The organism is Oceanobacillus sp. FSL K6-0251, from assembly GCF_038004725.1.
GTDB classification, from domain to species: Bacteria; Bacillota; Bacilli; order Bacillales; family Amphibacillaceae; genus Oceanobacillus; species Oceanobacillus oncorhynchi.
Genome location: NZ_JBBORS010000001.1, coordinates 2,219,592 through 2,240,341, shown reverse-complemented (window position 1 = coordinate 2,240,341; position 20,750 = coordinate 2,219,592). Strand labels below are relative to the sequence as shown.

The following is a 20,750-nucleotide window of genomic DNA, read 5'->3' as shown; positions in this document are numbered from 1 at the left end:
GTTCTCTCCGTTTTGAAATACTTTCCTGTTATGGATAATCAAGCTTTATTATTATCTAAATCCAAAAAAGAATACATATTACATACCTAAACAAACATTCGAAAAACAAAATGGCTTATTCTCTGGTCATATAAAAAGAGGATGAACGTATAACCATTCACCCCATTAAATAAATGTATTGATTTGCTTAAGATTTCGTATAATTCAAATTCCATATAACACCGGTGTTTAAAAGATTAAGTGGTGTTCTTGGTTTTTCTTAATGAAAGCATTCCTTCTTTTTGATTACGCAATTGATTTTTAAAGATACATATGGATACAAGCACTTACTTAATCATCCCCATTAGTTATTGAAAAAATTCTCAGTATAAAACGGCTGATCACTTTCATTAAAGTCCACGCCAATCCCTAGATGGCTGAAATCCCGATGTAAAATATTTTCTCGATGCCCCTCCGAATTCAATAATCCCTGATGCGCAAAAACACTGCTGAATTGCCCATATGCAAGGTTCTCCCCTGCACTTAAGAATGAAATATCATCTTCCTTCATCCGGTCAAAAGGAGATTGTCCTTCTAAATTAGTATGGCTGAAAAATTGATTTGCGGCCATATCTGTACTATGCTTTCTCGCTGTTTCTCTTACTGCTTCATCCCATTCTAAAATAGACAGCTCATGCTTTACGCGAGTTGCATTGGTCAAATCAAATAATTGATACTCCAAGCCTTCTTTTAGAGCCTCACTGCCAGGTGTATAAAGGGTGCTTTTGGCAGATTCCATATCCTCATCTATTAACTGAATTGCTGTTACTTCTTCTGATTCATGCAGGTCATAAAAAATGGTTGCGTAGGTTCCATCCATATGATATACATCATATTCGCCTTCGCTTTCAATTTTATAATTAAACCAGCCATTGCGGATCATTTCTTCCGGCTCCCCTAATGTCTCGTTTACAAACGACTTGGAATCTCCCAAGGCAATACCCTGCTGAGAGGATAGTAAATCCTGATTGGTAAAGAGTCCACGCACCATGTCTTGTTCATCATAAGCAACCATCATAAAGTTTTGATAGTTTTCATGATAGGTGAACCATTCCACTCCATACTCATTCTCACTTTGCCGCTTAGCTTCACCATACATTTCTTCCACCTGTCCTCTTGTGTCACCTATCTCTACATTGCCAACGGAGAATGATTGTTCCTCCGGAGTAGTGAGCTCCGGTGTTTCTACTTGTTCATACGAGGTGCCTGTTTCAGAATCAGTAAAGGATTGAAAAAAAGAAGTTGCTTCATCTGCTACTTGACGGAAGTAAAAGTCATTATCTATCGCTTCTGAAACAAAATCGCTTGCAGAGGAAAACGTATCACTGACAGCATCGGGGATGACATCGCGGACCGGGTCTTCCCATAAAGGCCTTGTCCAAATGGCTAACAGTATCATAAACAGCAATAATAATAATCGCTTGAAAATAGCTATCCCAACCTTTTTAAATACTTTAATGCAGCAGAAGGATTACCGCTGCTATTCTATTCTTTACGAAATCAACCTTGGCTAACCCTTAAAAAATAGTCAGCCCGCTGACTTATATAAATTATACTATCTCCAAATTACTTTCAACAAATCTAAACCTTTTTTATTCAGGAAAACGTCAACGTAAATGAAAAAATCCGCTTCTGTATTTATAACAGAAACGGATTTTCTATTCTTCCTACATCAAGGTCCCAAACCACACTGCAAGGAAAGTTCCAATGTAGTTTCCAATAATATAACCCAGTGTCCCAACAATTAATATCGGACCGACTAATTGCCTCCATCCTTTCGCAATCGCAAACGCGGCTGCAGTAGTTGGTCCGCCGATATTTGCATTGCTTGCCAGCAGGATTTCTTCTAAACTCATCCGGAATAGTTTTCCAAAAATAAGAGACAGCGTTAAATTGATTGCTACAATAATAAATGCAAAAACAAGCAATAATGGTGCCGTTTGAACAATTAACGTGATAGAAGCAGGTATTCCGATTACGACAAAAAAGATGTGAATCAGATACGTTCCTATTTCCTGACTGCCATTTAATCCGGAAAAATAATTTGGAAATACTGCTAAAGCGACAAAGGTAAGCGTCGTTAATACTAAATACTGATCTCCGATAATTCCATTCAACAGATTATTGAAGAAAGAAGCCTCTTCTCCACTTGGAATAATCCCGGCAAAAAATTCGGCAATTTTTAAGGAAACTATAACTAAAAAAAAAGCTGTTCCAATCGAAAGTGCCATGTCCTTCAAAGAAACTTCTTTCCTTTTCCAGAAGCTTTCTGCCAACGTTTTATCATCATCCGATTGATTCTTTTCTACCTCTTCCACATGCGGCGTCGGGTAACGTTTACGGATAAAATGAAGTGCAGGAATCATCATTAGAATAATAAACAGCAGTGCCATCATTAAATTATCCGCAACAACAGCGGCAGAAATAATTTCCCCCGGGGTCTCGAATTTAGCTGCCATAGCAGCAAAGTTCACGCCTCCTCCAATATAGGAAGCACCGAAAATCCCACTCAATTGGTCTAAAAAAGGTATGTGATTCCGTAAAGTAAAAAATGCAATAATCGTTCCTGCAACTGTGCCAATGGAGCTCAATAGGAAAATGAGCAACAATCTGCTGCTTTCCTTCCATATTTTTTTAAGATTAACGTGAAATAACAAAAGCGGTATTGCTAACGGTACAATAACAGACCATACTGCATCATATACCGGCGATTCTGTGGGAATAATTCCAAAGTTGGATAAAGCCATCGCCCCGACTAATGCAATAATGGCCCCAGTCACCTTGGAAGCCCAGCTGTAGCGTTGTTCTAAAAAAATACTGACAGACGCCCAGATAATGATAATCCCCCAAAGCGTAATGCTATCATCTGCTTGAATCAATGTTTCTTTCATCCACTCCCCGCCCCTTCTCTATTTTCGGTTGTATGTATCATATTTTACCACTTCATTTTAAATATTTGTTAGGTATTGTGGAGTGTTTTTTTGAAATTAACCTATCATGATGCAGAAAAATCCCCATCAAAAAAACCTCTCTAACCATTGTCAGAGAGGTTTTCAACAGGATTATTTCACTTGCTCTAATAACGCTAATTTATGGTTTAACGCTTGCAGCTGCTCATCATTTAATGGAAGCAGCGGCAAGCGAACACCGCCGACATGGACACCATTGCGATTTAATGCTGCTTTTACAGGAGCTGGACTCGGTGCTGCAAACATTTCCTGCATGACCGGCAGAATCCGCTGATGTATGGAAGCAGCTTTTTTCACGGCTCCCTGCTCATATGCAGCAATCATTTCCTGCATTTCATTGCCGATAACATGCCCGGAAACCGAAACAATGCCTATAGCTCCAACTGCAAGAGACGGAAGGGTCAAAGCGTCTTCCCCGCTGTATACAGAAAAGCTTGCATCTGTTTGGGCCGCCATTTCAGTTATCTTATCCATATTGCCGCTTGCATCTTTGATCGCCACAATATTATCAACCGCAGCCAAACGAATAACGGTATCTGCCGCCAGATCAACAGAAGTTCTGCCAGGCACATTATATAGCATGACCGGCAGCTGAACGGAATCAGCCACTGTTTTAAAATGCTCATATAAACCGTCCTGAGAAGGTTTATTATAATAAGGCGTTACAAGCATAATCGCATCCACACCAGTTTTTTCAGCTGCTTGTGATAACGCAATAGACCCTTTCGTCTGATTAGAACCGGTGCCCGCAATTACTGAAATTCTTCCATTTACTTTTTGTACCGTATGTGAAAATAATGCCAGTTTTTCTTCATCTGATAAAGTCGGTGACTCTCCAGTTGTTCCAGCTACCACCAATCCGTCTGAACCATTTTCGATAAGATGCTCGATTAACTGATCTAATGCCCCGTAATCAATTTCCTGCTGTTCGTTAAATGGCGTTACCATCGCCGTAACCACTTTTCCAAAATTCATAACAACACACCCTTTATATAATATCAACATTCTTTGATGAAAAATAGACGGATAGCACCGAAGTAAAGTGCCTTAAAAACTAGAGGGTGGAAAGTAATAAAGATAAGCAGAATCCGTATTATTGTTTGTTCCAACTTTTTCAGGGTCCTTTTCTCTTATCATCATGCATTACTTCAATTATTTCCACAAAATAAAAAGCACCAACGGAGACCGCTGCTGCTTAAACACTTAATGTCCTCTCAGCTGATAGCCCTCCACATAGTTTCCTATATGACAGCACTGGATTTATTCAATACCAGTACCAGTATAATAAGAATAAGGCTTATTATACTTCGGCAAATTCCCCTTTCCATATGCTTCATCGTCAGCCTATTCTGTCTCAGCATATTTACTAATGGTTTTTGCACCTCTACCGTTCACCTATGAATAATGAATTTGTCTGTATTATAGCAAGAATAACAGAGAAACACAATTGAAAAATAGAGGTTTTTTCAAAAGAGCCAAAAAAGCTTTACAGCGTGCGCATCCTCCATGGTGTTAAAAAAACATGATGAAGTTTCTTTACTGGTAAACTATGCAAAATAAAAAAATAGGTGATTCCCCCGCCCCTCTATTCTTCCTCTTGCAGAAAATCCATAGACAGGTATCTTTCTCCGGTATCAGGTGCGATACAAACCACCTTTTGCTCAGGTTCCATGCGCTTGGCAACTTCTGTAGCTGCATAAATAGCAGCCGCTCCTGATGGTCCGACAAACAGGCCTTCCTTTTGGGCAAGCTCTTTTAATAAACTTAATGCCTGCTCATCATTGATTTGAATGATTTCATCATAAACCGATGTGTTTAAGATTTCAGGAACAAAACCCGGGCTGGTTCCCACTAATTTATGCGAACCAGGCTCTCCGCCGGATAGTACGGGAGAACCTTTAGGCTCCACCACAGCAATATGCAAATCCGGAATATAAGATCTTAGCGATTCTCCTGTACCTGTTACAGTTCCTCCTGTACCCGCAGTACAAACAAACGCATCCAATTGATGATTCAAATCATTTAAAATCTCCAGTGCTGTTGTATTACGATGCGCATCTGGATTTGCTATATTTTTAAATTGCTGTGGAATAAAACTGTTTGGTATTTCTTGTTGCAATTCTAATGCTTTTTGAATAGCGCCCGGCATTTTTTCACTGCTTGGTGTTAAAACCACTTTGGCTCCATATGCTTTCAAAAGATTTCGTCTTTCCTGCGTACTATTATCCGGCATTACCAGAATCGCCTGATATCCCTTTGCAGAGGCAGCCATGGCCAATCCGATTCCAGTATTTCCGCTTGTCGGCTCAATAATCGTATCTCCGGCCTTTATCAGTCCTTCCTGCTCAGCAATATGAATCATATGCACTGCAGCCCGGTCCTTCAAACTGCCGCTTGGATTAAACATTTCCAGTTTCACATATATCTTTGCAGCATTTTCAGGCTGCAGTTTATTTAGTGTTATCATAGGAGTATCTCCCACGAGCTCTGTAATATTATCCGCTACTCTCATTTTTTATTCTCCTTCCTCATCCTTTAATAAACGTTTATCTACTGAAATATTTGGATTTAACTTCGCCAATTCTTCTACAAAAGCAAGCTTATCCTTGGGCGAAATAGCTATCAGATCATATTTTCCGCTTCGAATCTGGATACGGTCCAATGATAATGCCGGTGCAATTAGCGGCATCTTAGATTGAAGAATCAATTCCATATTTTCTATATAAATCGTTTGCCGGATAGGGCCATAATAAACAATTAACCGATCTCTATCAATTTTATATCCCGTGCGGAACCAGAACCAGAGCAATATACCGCATAACAGCAGCATAATCGCTACATTGATCACCTGGCCCCTGAATAGGGGAATGAGCACCCCGCTAATCACAATAGCCCAGAGAACGATTGCCATCCATTTATCCTTCTTTGATTTAAAATACATTCAATTCCCCCATTCATTCGAACAATATTCCTTCTTTTATTATAGCTTTTGTATGACTTTATACCAAACTTCAGCAATCCGTTTCTGTTATTTTTTTAACAATAAGGAAAACTTATACTGACTCACAATATGTTCTTTAAAAAGAACAAAAATAATTTCAGGCTTTATAGAAAGGAAGATATACTAGAGGTTATGTACATTCTCATCCGAAACAGAGAGTACAGACAAAAGCAAAAAGAGGGGTATTCTCTATACCCAGGGGAGGTACAAAGGATACCCCAGTTTATTCTAAAGATAAATTAAAACGATACAGATGTTTGATCCTTTATAGGTGCCAGTAACCGGTCTACATGCTTCCATTCCAGCTTATCTAATGCTGATGTCACTTTCTCTTCTTTAAAATTCCATTTAGAATCCTCTAAATCACAACTAATCGGAACATCACATTTAATTTCGGCAAGCGTCCGGGATAAATAGAGCATATCCATATCTGTCTGTAATTTATTTTGCACCCCTTTTGGAAGCTTTTCTATATTATTTACTAATTCATCAATGGTTCCGAATTCCTGTAATAATTTCAAGGCTGTTTTTTCTCCGATTCCTTTTACCCCTGGATAATTATCCGAGGAGTCTCCCATTAACCCTTTTAAATCTATAATTTGTGCTGGTGTAAGTGCTTTTTTCTCATAGAAGTTATCTTTATCAAAGACTTCATAGTTCCCCTGACCTTTCCGCATAATAATCACGCGGATATTCTCCTTGACTAATTGCAGCAAATCCTGATCTCCTGACAAAATAAACACATCATTTTCCGGATTATACATATTGGCAAGGGTTCCCATGCAATCATCTGCTTCAAAGTTTTCTAAACCGATATTAGGAATATCAAAGGATTCTACTACTTCTTTTACTAAATCAAACTGCGGAATCAGTTCCACCGGCGGTTCATCCCGATTGGCTTTATAGCCGTTATACATTTCTGTGCGGAAGGTTTTGCTCCCCATGTCCCAGCAGCAAACCACATGAGACGGTTCAAATGTATGAATGGCATCTGTTAAATAGCGTAAAAACTGATAAACTCCGTTTGTCGGAACTCCTTTTGAATTATACATAAAATTTCCGCGGAAAGAAGTGGCGAAGAAGCCCCTAAACAGGAGCGCCATGCCATCTACTAATAAAACTTTTTTTGTTGTCATACTTCATTTCCTTCCTCTCTGTATCCAGTCAGGATAACATCCATCTGTTGTTTCATTTCCATTAAATCATCCATATCCACCTCTACAAACAGACGGTCAATAAATTGCTGATAAAGGACATCCGCTTCATGTACAAGCGTTGTTTTTTCCTGTTCTATTCCTTTATCCCACTGCGCTTGGTAAGAAGACTGAATTAACCTTCCGCCTTCTTCTACAAATGCTTGGATGTCTGATTCAATAATTGTATAAAGCTGTTCTTTGATTTCTTCTTTTTGATTCTGAACAAAGAAGGTTTTCGTATCTTTAAACTTAGCAAATAATTTTTGCAGCTCATTCTGCTTGTTGATCGATAGTTTTATCGTTATATCCGGTGTGTCAAAAGCCGTCATATCCCACTCCGAAATGGAAAAAACCGGATCCAGTTTTTTCGCTTCTTCAATCATTTCTTGCTGATTGGTTTTTAACAAGCTTTTTAACAGCTGTTCTATCCGTAAAGAAATCGCTAATAATTCCTGATGCAATTCAGATTCCATGTACTGAACCAGCTGTTCAAATTGCTTTGTGAGCTGTTCCCGTCCTGTTTTTCCAGACTCTGTAATGGTTGTCGGGTTATAAATTTCTTTAAACAGGTCATGAAAACGGATGGTAAAACGTCCATTCAAAAAGTACGTTTGCTTTTCTAATTTCTGATGCCAGCGGTTTTCGGTCGAAGAGATATCCCGTTTTTCTACATGTTGAACAAGTTGCTGATACGCATTCTCTAATGTTTCTTTCCGTTTCTTTTTTGCAGATTGATCCAGTTTTAAGGATTGGATAAATTGGTCCAATGCCTCCCCGGAACGTTCAATATCGCTGATTGCAGCTCTTTTCGCAAGGGCAGTTAAATCATGGTGAATAAAGTCATAGAACCGTGTTTCAAAAGCCTCCATCTGTTCGTTCAAGGTCTTCTGGTCTGTTTTTTCTGCCAAAGAAAGCTTGCTGGAAACTGGATAAAGACGTGGAAAACGAATTCCCAATTGCGCTAATTGTTCTTTAACATAAGTGGTTACCAGATTTAATTCTGCCAAATTGCTGGCAAGGTCTGCGGCATTGACGATGAAGAACATTTTATCCAGCTCAAATACATCCTTTACACGTCCCAGCTGCATCAGAAAATCTTTATCTGCACGGGATAAAGCATGATTATAGTAGGTCACATATAAAATAGCATCTGCATGCTTGATATATTCAAAGGATACATTGGTATGTCTGGCGTTAATCGAATCTGCACCCGGTGTATCTACAAGCGTAATTCCCTGCCTTGTTACTTCACAATCATAAAAAAGATCCATCGATGCAATATAACACGCTTTTTCTTCATCTGTCACATATGACTCAAAATCATCGAAGGTTATTTTTATCGGAGTGCCAATTGCCGGTTTTGCCTCTTCATAACCTTCCAGCATCGCACGTAAATAAGCCTGATACATTTTTGGCAAACGCGCATCTGTCAGCACGTTCTCTGTTTTCAGCCATGTAATCAGCTCATCCAGAGAAGCTTCCGGCGGTTCACATTCTTTTGCCAGTGTTTGAATATCGTCGGCCAGCATTTCCTCGGATTTAAAGGTTACAATAACATCCCGGTGCTGATTTTCACTGGTAACCGGACGAATCCGATTGACCGCAGCGGTTGTCGGATTCGGGGAAACCGGCAAGACACGTTCCCCAAGAATGGCATTGGCAAAGGATGATTTTCCGGCACTGAAGGCACCAAATAAAGCAATCGTATAGGAACGCTCTGTCAGAGATATTTTTCGTTTCTTTAAATCCTGCTGGTAGCTTTCAAAGCCCGGCAATTGAATCAGCTGCAATACATGATCAATATCACGGACGACATCCTGAGCTGTATTATCATGCCATTCCTTCTCTAAGGCTTCTTGTTCCTCCTCAGGCTCATCTGCCGGTATTTCCTCATTAGATATTTCCAAAGCAGCTGTGCCCTGCTCTGGAATCACTTGGCGGGCTTGCAGATCCTCCTTCATTTCCGTAATAATTTCTGCCGGCACTTCCGGGTGTTCTTCCGCCTCATCTAAATAGTTGAAATAAGCTGACTCTTCCTTTTCAAGCGCCTGATTAGCCTTTCGTTCTGATGCTTTCTTCTGCCATTCCTCCAATGCTTGTTTTAACTCATTTAATTTACTCTCATTTTTATTTTCAAGTTCTTTTTTCACTTCATTAGCCAGCTGTCTCATCTGTTTCTTAAAATATGATTTTAAACTGGCTGCAATTTCATTTGTATAATTTAAAACATAGTCGCCGTTTATCGTAGCACCTTTACGCAAATTATTTTCCAGCAGCTCATCACTTAATGTCCATTCCAGGAAAGAAACTCCTTTCTCCTGATAGGAAGAGTCGAGCTGGTTGCTTTCAATATACTCATACCACTTATCACGAAGCTTCCATTTTAATGTTGTCTCGACATTCTTTTCTAAAGCTTCCATGAAATTTTGTTTTCGTTCTAATTTAGCTTCTTTTGTTTTTTTGCTGCTAGTGAATAACCCGCCGACCTTAAAATCAGGCTGTACAGATTCTAAATATTCCTTCGCAAGCTCTCTTAAATCAGCTGGCATCAGATAAGCATTTTTCGCAGTCTGATCCACCTCCGTTAAAAAACCGGCTGCTATCTTTTCCGGCTGCTGCTCCAGATTTTCAATTTCGTTTGTTAAGCTTTCTATTTTCTGAGCCAATAATGCTTCATCAACGTCATCCAGGGATGCTTTCTGATTCGACATTTCCCGATGCACCTTTTCTTTATGGTCACGCACAATTTGTCGAATGCTTGCCTCCATCGTCATATACTCATGCTTCGATTGCAGCATATGAAACACTTTATCTTTCAGCTCTGACCACTCATTGTGCGGTGCTTCCGAATTTTTAAGAGATGTGTAGAAAATGGAAGAAGGGTGCAGATTCCATTGATCAAACGTTTGTTTAATTTTTTTATCAAATTCGACAAAAGGCAATTCTGCTTCATTATGCTTGTCTATCTGGTTGATAACAATCATAAATGGCAGTTCATTTTCCTGCATTGCCTGTAAAAATAATAGATTCACTTCGGATTGCACATGGTTATAATCCGTTACATAAATAAGATAATCCGATAAATGAAGTGAAGCTTCTGTCAGCATCCGGTCCACGTCATCTGCAGCATCGATTCCCGGCGTATCTAAAATAGCCGTATCCTGCGGCAAAATGTTATCCCCTGTGCTGATGTGCATTTTTTTTATATCATTTTTATTAGTCGCGAACTGCTTGATTTGCTCCAGGTTATACGGTTCGTGATATTCCACCACGTCTCCATTGTGATAAAACACATTGACAGCACCTTCTCCAGATGAGATTTTAACAACATTCGCACTGGTAGGAATCGGACTGTTCGCTAAAATTTCTTCCCCTAATAAATGGTTGATCAAAGAAGACTTCCCCGCAGAAAAATGACCTGTTAGGGTGATAATAAACTCTTGGTTAACGTATTTTTCCAAGATACCAAGCATCTTATCTGCATTTACCTGATCTCCCTTGTTTTTCATTTCATTATAGAGAAACGCAATTTGTTGTTCTGTTACCCTTTTTTCCATATACGTGATCACAAGCCTTTACCCCTTTTTCAACTTATTCATATCTACTTTTAACGTCTATGACGTTTCTTTCTGTCTTTACGAGGTGTGGTTTAAGTACTTTACATAACACCTTCATTATACGCAATATTTGTTTTGATTTCTAGGTGCTAATCAGATTCTGATAAAGTGAAACTGACAAGCCTTCTTTGTTTTTAAAACGGGTGTCTTACAAAAGCCCTTCTATGGGACGAGCAAACACAGTATGCAAACACAATAACATATAAATAACCCCCTGCAGGCAGGAGGTTATCAATCTATTACTTTATTATTTAACAGCATGTTATGATTATTTTATTTTCTAAAATAGCCTTTCCAAAGGGAGATACCGATGATAATAAGACAAAAGATAAATCCGTAAAGCCATACGGAAAGCATCGGATTAACAAACATCCATACTCACCCCCTCTTTAATTTGCCCGGACCTGATTTTTTTCTGTTTCCTTCTCTTGTGGTAAAGAAGGATTTTTCAATATTTTTGCCAGAATCGTAATCGTTGCTATACCAATAAAAGTAGCCGCAGCGCCTGCAGACATGGTACTTGGGATAATACCAGTAAAGTAAATAAAAAGGTAGGAAAACAAACCTGCTGCCATCGAGATTTCTGCCGCTCTCGCTGGAGCTTTTTTCTTACTGTAGATAGCATGTAATATCGGTCCCATCGTTCCTGCAGCAATGCCGGAAATCCCAATCCACATGACATCGCCCATATATGCGGGCGGCCGTAATACAATTAAAAAGGCGATCAGCCCCACCAGTGGAACAGCTAGACGGCTGATTTTGAGCGCAATTTTCTGCGCCTTCTCATTGCTTAGCTTGATAATTTTCTTTTTCACGAGGAATTTCAGGAAAATGTCGTTCGCGAACACCGTAGAAATGGAGACGAATATCCCGTCCGTCGTGGACATGGCTGCAGCAAGAATAACGATTCCAAAAAGAGCTACAAAGATTGCCGGAAAGGCCCAAACTACGTACTCCATCAATGCTAAATCAGCGGCTGCAACATTGTCCCCAAGCGCTGTTCTGCTGTATAACCCTCCAAAAAGAACAAGCAGACAAAAGGCTGCGGTAATAACATAGGTTAGAATCATTTTTCCCAGGTCTCTTTCATGCTTTAAGCCAAGCACTTTATTGAATAAATGAGGTGCAGAAGCAAAGGCCCACTGAATAATAATCGCGCCAGATATTGCTCCAAACGAATAGAAATGGAGCGAATCAGGGTTAAATACGCTTACTAAATTCCCATTCTGCACGCTGAGATTATCTGTAATGCCAGTGAAGGTTGCTGTAACACTTCCTTCCCAGAAAATAATAATTCCGGAAATAAATATAGCTAAGCCTGCAATTGCCATCATAACCGCTTGGACAGCATCTGTATAAATATCAGCAAATGCTCCTCCGGCATAAACATACAGAACAACAATGACTGCGATAAATATCAATCCGCTTGTATAAGACATTCCCAAAAGGTATTCAAAAATTCTTGCTCCTGCTACAAACTGAGCTGCTATATAAAAAATGTTAAAAAGTAAAATCAGCCCAGTTCCCACTCTTAAAATATCACTATTATAGAAGTCACCAAGCCAATCCGGCAGGGAAAGGGACTTTTGTTTTGTATTCAGCTTTCTTACTTTTTTAGCTACCATCAGCACTCCTATTGGCCCGCCGCCAATCATCGCCAAAAACAGCCAGAGGTTAGACAATCCCCAGTCATGAGTCCATCCCGGGTAACCCAGAAAAGTTGCTGCACTTAGATAGGTAGTAGCAAAGGACAGGCCCAGTACATAGGGTCCCAGACTTCCGCCGCCTGTAGCGAAATCACTGATGTTTTTCGTTTTTTTAGCACTTATGTAACCAAGGATCAGCATGACAGCTAGAAATATTGCAAAACCGATCCATGTATAAAGCATAATTGTACTCATCTCTGACCTCCTTGCACATACGAGTAAAACAGGAAATGTACTTCTCCGTTATCTCGGCTGAAAGCTGCCAAGCTTTCGCGCAGGATGATTATCGGGTAAATGGGGTGTTCCATTTCCAAACATATTTTCTCTAAGCGTCTTCCCTTCATATTCAGTCCGGTAAATGCCGCGTTTTTGCAATTCAGGAACAACTAAATCCACAAATTCCCGAAATGTATCCGGAGAATAGGTCTGCGCGATATTGAAACCATCCACGTCACCTTCAAATGCCCATTCTTCCATTCGATCTGCAATTTGTTCAGGTGTTCCGATAAATTTCACCGTACCATTGCCGAGTCCATGATTTTTAACAGCTTCCCGCAGTGTCCATTTCTTATTAGGATCTTTTGTATACATATCCAGATTTCCCTGTACTGCTTCTGTCTGTATATCTTCAATATACTGATCCGGATTATATTTTGAAAAATCGATTCCTGTATGTCCGGAAAGGAGAGACGCAGTTCCTTCGTAGCTGACGTGGTCTGTTAAATCTTCATACTTTGCCAGCGCTTCTTCTTCCGTTGACCCAATGATTGGCAAAATCATAGGAAAAACAAATATATCTTGCCGATTTCTGCCCTGTTCCTCTGTTCGTTTTCGAATATCTGCAACATAGGCCTTTAACGCATCCAAGGAATGATTTTTAGTAAAAACCGCCTCTGCATGTTTCGCTGCAAAATCTCTTCCTTTTGGTGAAGCTCCTGCTTGGAATAAAACAGGCGTACGCTGCGGAGAAGGTTCAACCAAATGCGGACCAGGTACATTGAAAAATTCACCTTCATGATTAATCAAACGAACCTTATCCGGCTGTGCAAATGTATCCTTTGTGCCATCATGAACAACAGCATTGTCATCCCAGCTGTGTTCCCAAAGTTTATAAACGACTTCGAGAAATTCATCTGCACGGTCATAGCGCTGTTCCTTAGGAAGACGGCTGGAAAGGCCAAGATTGACTGCCTCGCTTTCTAAATAAGAAGTCACCACATTCCAGGCAACTCTTCCATTCGTTAAATGATCCAGTGTAGATAGCTGCCTTGCGAGTGCGTATGGTTGTGCATATGTAGCAGAAATTGTTGGCGCAAAGCCGAGATTTTCAGTGACAGCCGCCATAGCAGAAATCGGAATCAATGGATCATGAGCCGGAAGCTGTACAGCATGCCGGACAGCTGCTTCATGACTATTTTCATATACACTGTAGGTTCCAAGCACATCAGCAATAAACATGGCATCAAATTTACCGCGTTCCAGGATTTTTGCTGTTTCTATCCAATATGACAGGTCATTATGTTTTGTCCCCTCGTCCTTTTCATGCTTCCATAATCCTGTCGAGTGAGGGGAAGGTGAATTTTGAATAAATCCATTCAGGTGAATTTGTTTTGTCATCGTTTCGATAAGCTCCTTTTCTCATAAATTTTCATCTTGACCGCTTCAATACGGGCAGCCTGTGGTATGTGCTGATGCCACCGCGATAAGCTCTTTCTCCTTTTCGGTCAATTTGCCTGCTTTGATAGATTTATGATCAAAAGCAGCAAATGCCTTGAATGTATCCGCATCAATGTCACCAAATTCGGTTAATCTATTAAAATAGGATGCTTTGTACAGCTCGTCTTTTTCCTCTTCATCAAACGCATTTAGCGCATTCACACCATGAGCAACCGCTGAACCAGCCTTTAGAGCTGTTGCAACAAAAATGGCCTCTGTTACTTCCTCTTTATCAGCGTTATTTTTTTTAGCATTCCCCACATGTAAATCAATGCAGTACGGGCACCCCGTAATGTGCGCTACGGCTACCGCAATTAATTCCTTTAATTTAACTGATAATTCACCCTCAGCTAATGCTTTATCGTTAAAAGCAAAAAAAGTTTGAAACGCTTCCGGTGCATATTCTTTTAATTCTGTTATCCGGTTAAAATAAGATTTTTGATATAAACTATCTGTTTTAGTCAATGAAATCTCTCCTCATACATTTAAAATTTTGGTTTGTCATACAGTGAAACTTCAATTAGTGAAGGTTTTTCGACGCACAACTCTTTATAATAGGACGGTTAATCGCAAAAGTTCTTCGATGGGACGAGTAATCGCAGTCCCAGTCCCAGTTTCAGCCCTAGGACATCGTGAACCTGGTCTGTTTCCTTTGCCCACTGATTTGTGCTGCGATAAAATCATACAAATTGTAAATCCATCTCGTTAATTTTCTTACAGCCACCATAATAATTAAACTTTACCTATCTAATTACTCGGTTTTAAGCCATGCTTGCCCCTTTGAAATTATTCCCTCCCTACCCTTGTTTAAAAATGAAAAAACCCCTTTTCCAGGAGAAGAGGGTTTCTTTACACACTGCCTCATCTCTCAAGTGAAAACTTGCTGGAATTAGCACCATTTTACTGCGTTTCCAGTAATGGTTGCTGCGGGATTATAGGACCAGTTCCTCCCCCGGCTCTTGATAAGGAATTACATTATTTAGTTTTTTAAGATTTCTTTATATGTTATCGAATTCAAAAAATATGTCAAGTGGAAATTTTAATTTAATGAAGCGTTTCTTGATCAAAATCTATTGATAATATTAGCAGATATCTTTTTGCTGTAAGCGGCGACTGGTTGTTTTATCACATGTAATTATATTTTCCTGCTATAGAGTACGATGCTAAATCGATTGAGCAGCTTTTTTCATCGTGTCCTTAAAATTCATCATTTAGTTTACATAATACAATTATGGTGAATTAATATTCTTTTGTTTTCAGTAAAAACGCTTAGACCACATTCTAGCCTAAGCGTTTCCATTATTTGTTTACACTGGGTAAACCCCATGTTTTCTCTCGGTAAATTGCTTTTTCTTATTCTGATAAATGATGAAACGTCTTGTCAGCTCGCTCCGAAGATGATCTGGATCAATGATATCATCAATAATCATTTCGGAAGCTAAGCGGTAAATATCAATGTTCTCTTTATAGGCGGCCTGCTTTTCTGCGATATATGCCTCCCTTTCTTCTTCTGGAAGCTGAGCGATTTTATTTGCTTCTACTGCATTCACTGCTGCTTCCGGTCCCATAACAGCAATCTGTGCATTTGGAAAGGCTAAACAGCAATCCGGATCGAAAGCCGGCCCTGACATCGCGTATAGACCAGCTCCATAAGCCTTTCGGACAATAACAGAAATTTTAGGTACCGTTACCTCACTCATTGCAAACAGCATTTTGGCTCCATGGCGAATAATTCCCTGCTTCTCCACTCTTGTTCCAATCATAAATCCTGGTACATCCGTTAAGAACAGCAGCGGAATTTCAAACGCATCACATAATTGGATAAATTTTGTTGCTTTATCTGCTGAATCCGTAAAAAGAACGCCTCCTTTTACACGTGGCTGATTAGCAATGATTCCTATACTTTGACCGTTGATACGGGCCAGCCCAGTAATTAATTCTGGAGCAAACCGCTTTTTTATTTCACAAAAACTGCCTTCATCAATTGTACGGTCAATCAGTTCATACATATCAAAAGCAGCATTTTGATTTTCTGGAATAATTTCGCTGATTGGCTTATCAAAGCTTTTTGGTTCTACAGATGCTGCTTTTTTTGGCTTCTCACGAAAATTAGCAGGAAAATACGTTAAGTACTTCTGTGCAAATTGAATCGCTTCTTCTTCGGTATCTACTAAAACATCGCCTACTCCTGAGGTTGTACAGTGCATCTTTGCTCCGCCCATTTCCTCTAAAGAAACCTTTTCGCCAATGACCTTTTCAGCCATTCGCGGTGAACCTAAATACATCGATGCGTTCCCATCAACCATGACAACGATATCACAAAAGGCCGGAATATAGGCACCGCCGGCAGCGGATGGACCAAACAATAAGCAGATTTGCGGCACTCTTCCTGACAGCTTAATTTGATTATAGAAAATACGTCCCGCTCCTCTTCTTCCCGGGAACATATCTATTTGATCTGTAATTCGGGCACCGGCAGAGTCTACCAGATAAACCATGGGCACCTCCAGCCTCTCAGCCGTCTCTTGAATACGTAAAATTTTCTCCACCGTCCGCTGTCCCCAGCTTCCTGCTTTGACGGTCGAATCATTTGCCATCGCACAAACTGTCTGACCGTTTATTTTTCCTGTTACTGTAACCACGCCGTCTGCCGGCAGGTCTTCATCCATCGCATTGGCAAATAAACCATCCTCAAGTGTCTCATGAGAATCAAAAAGAAGCTGGATTCTTTCTCTAGCAAAAAGCTTGCCCTTTTCAGCATTGCTGTCGTGATACTTTTGTTTTCCTCCCTTTTTTATTTTTTCTATACGCTCCTTAAGTTCTTGATTCACAGGCATATAAGCATTCTCCTTTCCGGCTTTAACTTCCATGGTAATCAGGCTTTCTTTTCTCTTGAAATGCAAGCAATCCTTCTTTTCTGTCCTTTGTCGGTATTAGTTTTACATAAGCTGCATGTTCCAATTGAACCGCTTCATCTATCGAAAGATCCATTCCTTGATTAATCGCTTGTTTAGCCTGCTTCATAGCAATCGGTCCATTTTGGCTTATTTTCCGGGCAATACTTATTGCTTCGTCTTGTAAAAAAGAAGTGGCGACTGACCGCTCAATCAGTCCAATGGCTAATGCATCCTCTGCTGAAATTGTTTTGGCAGTATAAATAAGCAGTTTCGCCTGGCCGATTCCAATTAATCTTGGCAAACGCTGTGTCCCGCCGGCTCCGGGTATAATCGCCAGAGAGGTTTCCGTCAACCCCAGCTTTACATGATTGGCCGCAATGCGCAGGTCACAGGCTAAAGCGATTTCCAGTCCACCTCCAAAGGCGACGCCATTAATAGCAGCAATTACAGGAACCTCTATTTTTTCTATGGAATCGGCAAGTCTGCTAATTTTCTGTACAGCAGCAACAACTTCCTCCTCATTCATTGCCTTTCGTTCTTTTAAATCTGCTCCGGCACAGAAAGCTTTTTCTCCGCTGGCTGTAATAATCACACAGCGTATAGCACGATCCGTACTGATTTTTTGAATACAATTCTCTAACTCTGTTAGTAACGCGAAAGATAATGCATTGGCTGCTTCCGGCCGATTTAATGTGATAACAGCGATATGATTATCCACTGTTTCTACGTTTACAAGTTGCATAGGCGTTCACTCCAAACTGATTTAGTCAACGATTGCAATCGTATCTCCTTCATTAACAAAATCTCCTTCTTGCACCTTCCATTCCTTCAAAATCCCTTTTCCCTCTGAAGCAATCGGAATTTCCATTTTCATTGACTCTAGAATAACGACATCCTGCCCTTCTTCCACAGCCTCTCCCTGTTGCACTGTAATCTTCCACACATTTCCTGCCATCGATGCTTTAATCTCCATCTTAATTCCCTCCTGTAGTTGGTTGATAATATTTATCTAAAAAGTTTGTTGGTGTATTTCCTTTTTTAAATGCCTCATAGGTGATAATTTCCTGAAGCATCGGTATATTGGTTTTTATCCCTTCTATTTTGAATCGACCAAGCGCTTTTTCCAGCTTATTCCTCGCTTCTGCCCGGTTTTCCCCAAAAACGATCAGTTTTGCAATCATTGGATCATAAAAAGGAGTTACCATATCTCCGGATGCAACAGCACATTCATTACGGACACCTTCTCCTTCAGGCAGTTCCAGTGCTGTGATTTTTCCGGGCGATGGAAAGAATCGAATGGGATCTTCTGCATAAACTCTTATTTCTATCGCATGCCCGTTTCGGGTGATTTCTTCCTGTGTAAAAGACAGTGCCTGCTGATTGGCAATACGAATCTGTTCTTTGACAATATCAATCCCTGTTATTTCTTCTGTGACGGGGTGCTCTACCTGAATACGTGTATTCATTTCCAAAAAATAAAATTGCTCCGATTCATCAACTAAAAATTCAATTGTTCCGGCATTGCTATAATCAATTGCCTCCGCAGCGATAACAGCTGTTTCTCCTAATTTCATGCGAAGTGCTTCAGAAATAGATGGCGATGGGGCTTCTTCTAAGACCTTTTGATTCCGGCGCTGAATAGAGCATTCTCTTTCAAATAAATGAACCGTATGCTGATGACAATCTGCTAAAACCTGTACTTCAATATGCCTGCTGTTTGTTATGTGTTTCTCTAAAAACATTGCTCCATCCCCAAAGAAAGACAAGGCCCGCTTGGAGTTATTTTCAAAAGCTTTTCGCAGTTCATCCGAAGTGTGAACAACCTCCATTCCGATACCTCCACCGCCTGCAGATGCTTTTAACATCACAGGGTAGCCAATTTGCTCGGCAAAAGTGACCGCTTCTTCCAGCGATTCCACCGCACGATCAGTACCGGGAATTACAGGCACCCCCGCTGCTATCATCGCTTTTCGAGCTTCAATTTTACTTCCCATCAGACTTAAAATAGCCGCTTCCGGTCCAATAAAAATAATTCCTTCTTCTTTACAGCGTTCAGCGAATGAAGGGCTTTCACTCAAGAAACCGTAGCCTGGATGAATTGCATCGGCATTTGTTTTTTTGGCCACTTCTATAATTTTATCTAATTGAAGATAGCTTTGCTGCACTTGTGAAGGACCGATAGGATAAGCTTCGTCAGCTTCTTGTTTAAATAAAGCATTCTCATCTGCTTCGGAATAGACAGCTACCGTCCTGATACCTGATTCTTTGCAGCTGCGAATAATTCTTCTGGCTATCTCACCGCGATTAGCAATCAATACTTTTTGTATCATGATCTTCTCTCCTTCTCTAGCAGCCTAGCTGTCTTGCAATAACCAAGCGTTGGATTTCAGATGTCCCCTCTCCAATTTCCAATAACTTAGCATCCCTGAGCAGCCTTTCTACTTCATATTCACGCATATAACCATAACCGCCATGAATTTGAATCGCCTGATTTGCCGCACGAAATGCCATTTCCGTTGCGTACAATTTTGCGTATGCTGCCTCTTTGGAAAAGCTTCTATTCTGATCCTTTAACCAGGCTGCTTTATAAACCATATTACGAGCAAGCTCAATTTCCATCGCCATATCTGCTAATTTAAATTGGATCGCCTGAAAACTGGAAATGGATTTGCCAAATTGTTTACGATCCTTCGCGTACTGCAAGGAACGGTCTAAAGCCGCCTGACCAATACCGACAGCTAATGACGCAATAGAAATCCTTCCTCCATCTAATGTTTTTAAAAATTGCTGATGGCCTTGATGTTCTGTACCAAGTAAATTTTCTTTGAGAACACGGACATTATCCAAGATGACTTCTGCGGTATCTGACCCGCGCACGCCCATTTTGTCATAATCACTGCGGACAGTCAGCCCTTCAGCATCTGTCGGCACAATGATGGCAGATATTTTATTCTTGTTATTTGCATCCTTTTTCGTGACTGCCGTTACAATAATAAAATCTGCAAAACTGGCATTGGTAATAAAACATTTTTCTCCTTGAATAATATATTCGTCTCCGTCTAATTTAGCAGTAGTTTTTGTCCCCCCGGAATCAGACCCTGCATTCGGTTCTGTTAAACCAAAAGCTCCAAGAGAACGGCCTTCAGCAATTGGTTTTAAAAACCGCTGCTTTTGTTCTTCTGTTCCAAAATAATAAATCGGGCTGGCACCTAAAGAAACTGCAGCGGCATAACTTAAGCCCGTACTTCCGCATCGGCGGCCGATTTCCTCTACAGCGATGGCATAGGAAACGGTGTCACCGCCCGAGCCTCCATAGCTTTCAGGAAATGGAATCCCTAATAAACCAAGCTCTCCCATGTCTTGAAAAATATCTTCCGGGAAAGCTGCATTAACATCAATATCGATTGCTCTTGGACGGATGTTTTTTTCAGCAAAGTCAGAAACCATCCGCTGAATCATCTTTTGTTCCTTGGTTAAATCAAAATCCATTCTCGTACCCCCTTTTGACGAATTGAACACGCTTACATTATCATTTTATCAAAAGCTGGGAATTAGGCAAAGGAAAAGATAAAAATCTTTTTCTTGAGCAGCTGCTCTGACTTCTTTATT

General features: G+C 40.3%; 15 protein-coding genes and 2 riboswitches. All 15 genes read right to left on the bottom strand.

The window, feature by feature from the left end:
* Positions 1-343 precede the first annotated feature (343 nt).
* The 15 genes from MKY45_RS11255 to MKY45_RS11185 all read right to left on the bottom strand — a co-directional run bounded on the left by MKY45_RS11255 (position 344) and on the right by MKY45_RS11185 (position 20,630).
* Entirely contained in the window at positions 344-1,438 is a 1,095-nt protein-coding gene (locus tag MKY45_RS11255) for a CAP domain-containing protein (RefSeq protein ID WP_042536219.1), read from the bottom strand.
* A 268-nt stretch (positions 1,439-1,706) separates the two neighbouring features.
* Entirely contained in the window at positions 1,707-2,930 is a 1,224-nt protein-coding gene (locus MKY45_RS11250) for a DUF819 family protein (RefSeq protein WP_256706229.1), read from the bottom strand.
* A 171-nt stretch (positions 2,931-3,101) separates the two neighbouring features.
* The gene (gene dapA, locus MKY45_RS11245; RefSeq protein ID WP_042533835.1) at positions 3,102-3,983 is read right to left on the bottom strand and encodes a 4-hydroxy-tetrahydrodipicolinate synthase; all 882 of its coding nucleotides are present in this window, start codon (positions 3,981-3,983) and stop codon (positions 3,102-3,104) included.
* Positions 3,984-4,222: 239 nt separating this feature from the next.
* Positions 4,223-4,403, bottom strand: a riboswitch (Lysine riboswitch).
* A gap of 190 nt (positions 4,404-4,593) precedes the next feature.
* The gene (gene cysK / locus MKY45_RS11240) at positions 4,594-5,520 is read right to left on the bottom strand and encodes a cysteine synthase A (protein ID WP_341172929.1); all 927 of its coding nucleotides are present in this window, start codon (positions 5,518-5,520) and stop codon (positions 4,594-4,596) included.
* Positions 5,521-5,523: 3 nt separating this feature from the next.
* Complete coding sequence (locus MKY45_RS11235) at positions 5,524-5,949, bottom strand: PH domain-containing protein (RefSeq protein ID WP_042533832.1); 426 nt, start codon at positions 5,947-5,949, stop codon at positions 5,524-5,526.
* 299 nt (positions 5,950-6,248) lie between these two features.
* Entirely contained in the window at positions 6,249-7,145 is an 897-nt protein-coding gene (locus MKY45_RS11230; RefSeq protein ID WP_042533831.1) for a 5'-3' exonuclease, read from the bottom strand.
* Positions 7,142-10,774 (bottom strand): dynamin family protein, encoded by a 3,633-nt coding sequence (locus MKY45_RS11225; RefSeq protein ID WP_341172928.1) that lies wholly within the window; start codon positions 10,772-10,774, stop codon positions 7,142-7,144. Before MKY45_RS11225 ends, MKY45_RS11230 begins: the two co-directional genes overlap by 4 nt.
* 437 nt (positions 10,775-11,211) lie before the next feature.
* Positions 11,212-12,723: a sodium:solute symporter family protein gene (locus MKY45_RS11220; protein WP_341172927.1), complete on the bottom strand. Its 1,512-nt coding sequence runs from the start codon at positions 12,721-12,723 to the stop codon at positions 11,212-11,214.
* Positions 12,724-12,771: 48 nt separating this feature from the next.
* Positions 12,772-14,145, bottom strand: a complete 1,374-nt coding sequence (locus tag MKY45_RS11215; protein WP_256706226.1) for an LLM class flavin-dependent oxidoreductase — start codon at positions 14,143-14,145, stop codon at positions 12,772-12,774.
* A gap of 45 nt (positions 14,146-14,190) precedes the next feature.
* Positions 14,191-14,709, bottom strand: coding sequence for a carboxymuconolactone decarboxylase family protein (locus tag MKY45_RS11210; protein WP_341172926.1), 519 nt, complete (start codon positions 14,707-14,709; stop codon positions 14,191-14,193).
* Positions 14,710-15,102: 393 nt separating this feature from the next.
* Positions 15,103-15,213, bottom strand: a riboswitch (SAM riboswitch).
* Positions 15,214-15,551: 338 nt separating this feature from the next.
* Positions 15,552-17,081 (bottom strand): acyl-CoA carboxylase subunit beta, encoded by a 1,530-nt coding sequence (locus tag MKY45_RS11205; RefSeq protein WP_212929133.1) that lies wholly within the window; start codon positions 17,079-17,081, stop codon positions 15,552-15,554.
* Positions 17,082-17,103: 22 nt separating this feature from the next.
* Positions 17,104-17,883 carry an enoyl-CoA hydratase gene (locus MKY45_RS11200; RefSeq protein ID WP_042533823.1) on the bottom strand — a complete coding sequence of 260 codons (780 nt, stop codon included), beginning with the start codon at positions 17,881-17,883 and terminating at the stop codon, positions 17,104-17,106.
* A gap of 21 nt (positions 17,884-17,904) precedes the next feature.
* Positions 17,905-18,114 carry an acetyl-CoA carboxylase biotin carboxyl carrier protein subunit gene (locus MKY45_RS11195; protein ID WP_042533822.1) on the bottom strand — a complete coding sequence of 70 codons (210 nt, stop codon included), beginning with the start codon at positions 18,112-18,114 and terminating at the stop codon, positions 17,905-17,907.
* Position 18,115: 1 nt separating this feature from the next.
* Positions 18,116-19,471, bottom strand: coding sequence for an acetyl-CoA carboxylase biotin carboxylase subunit (locus MKY45_RS11190; RefSeq protein WP_341172925.1), 1,356 nt, complete (start codon positions 19,469-19,471; stop codon positions 18,116-18,118).
* Between the two features lie 16 nt (positions 19,472-19,487).
* Entirely contained in the window at positions 19,488-20,630 is a 1,143-nt protein-coding gene (locus tag MKY45_RS11185) for an acyl-CoA dehydrogenase family protein (protein WP_341172924.1), read from the bottom strand.
* Positions 20,631-20,750 lie beyond the last annotated feature (120 nt).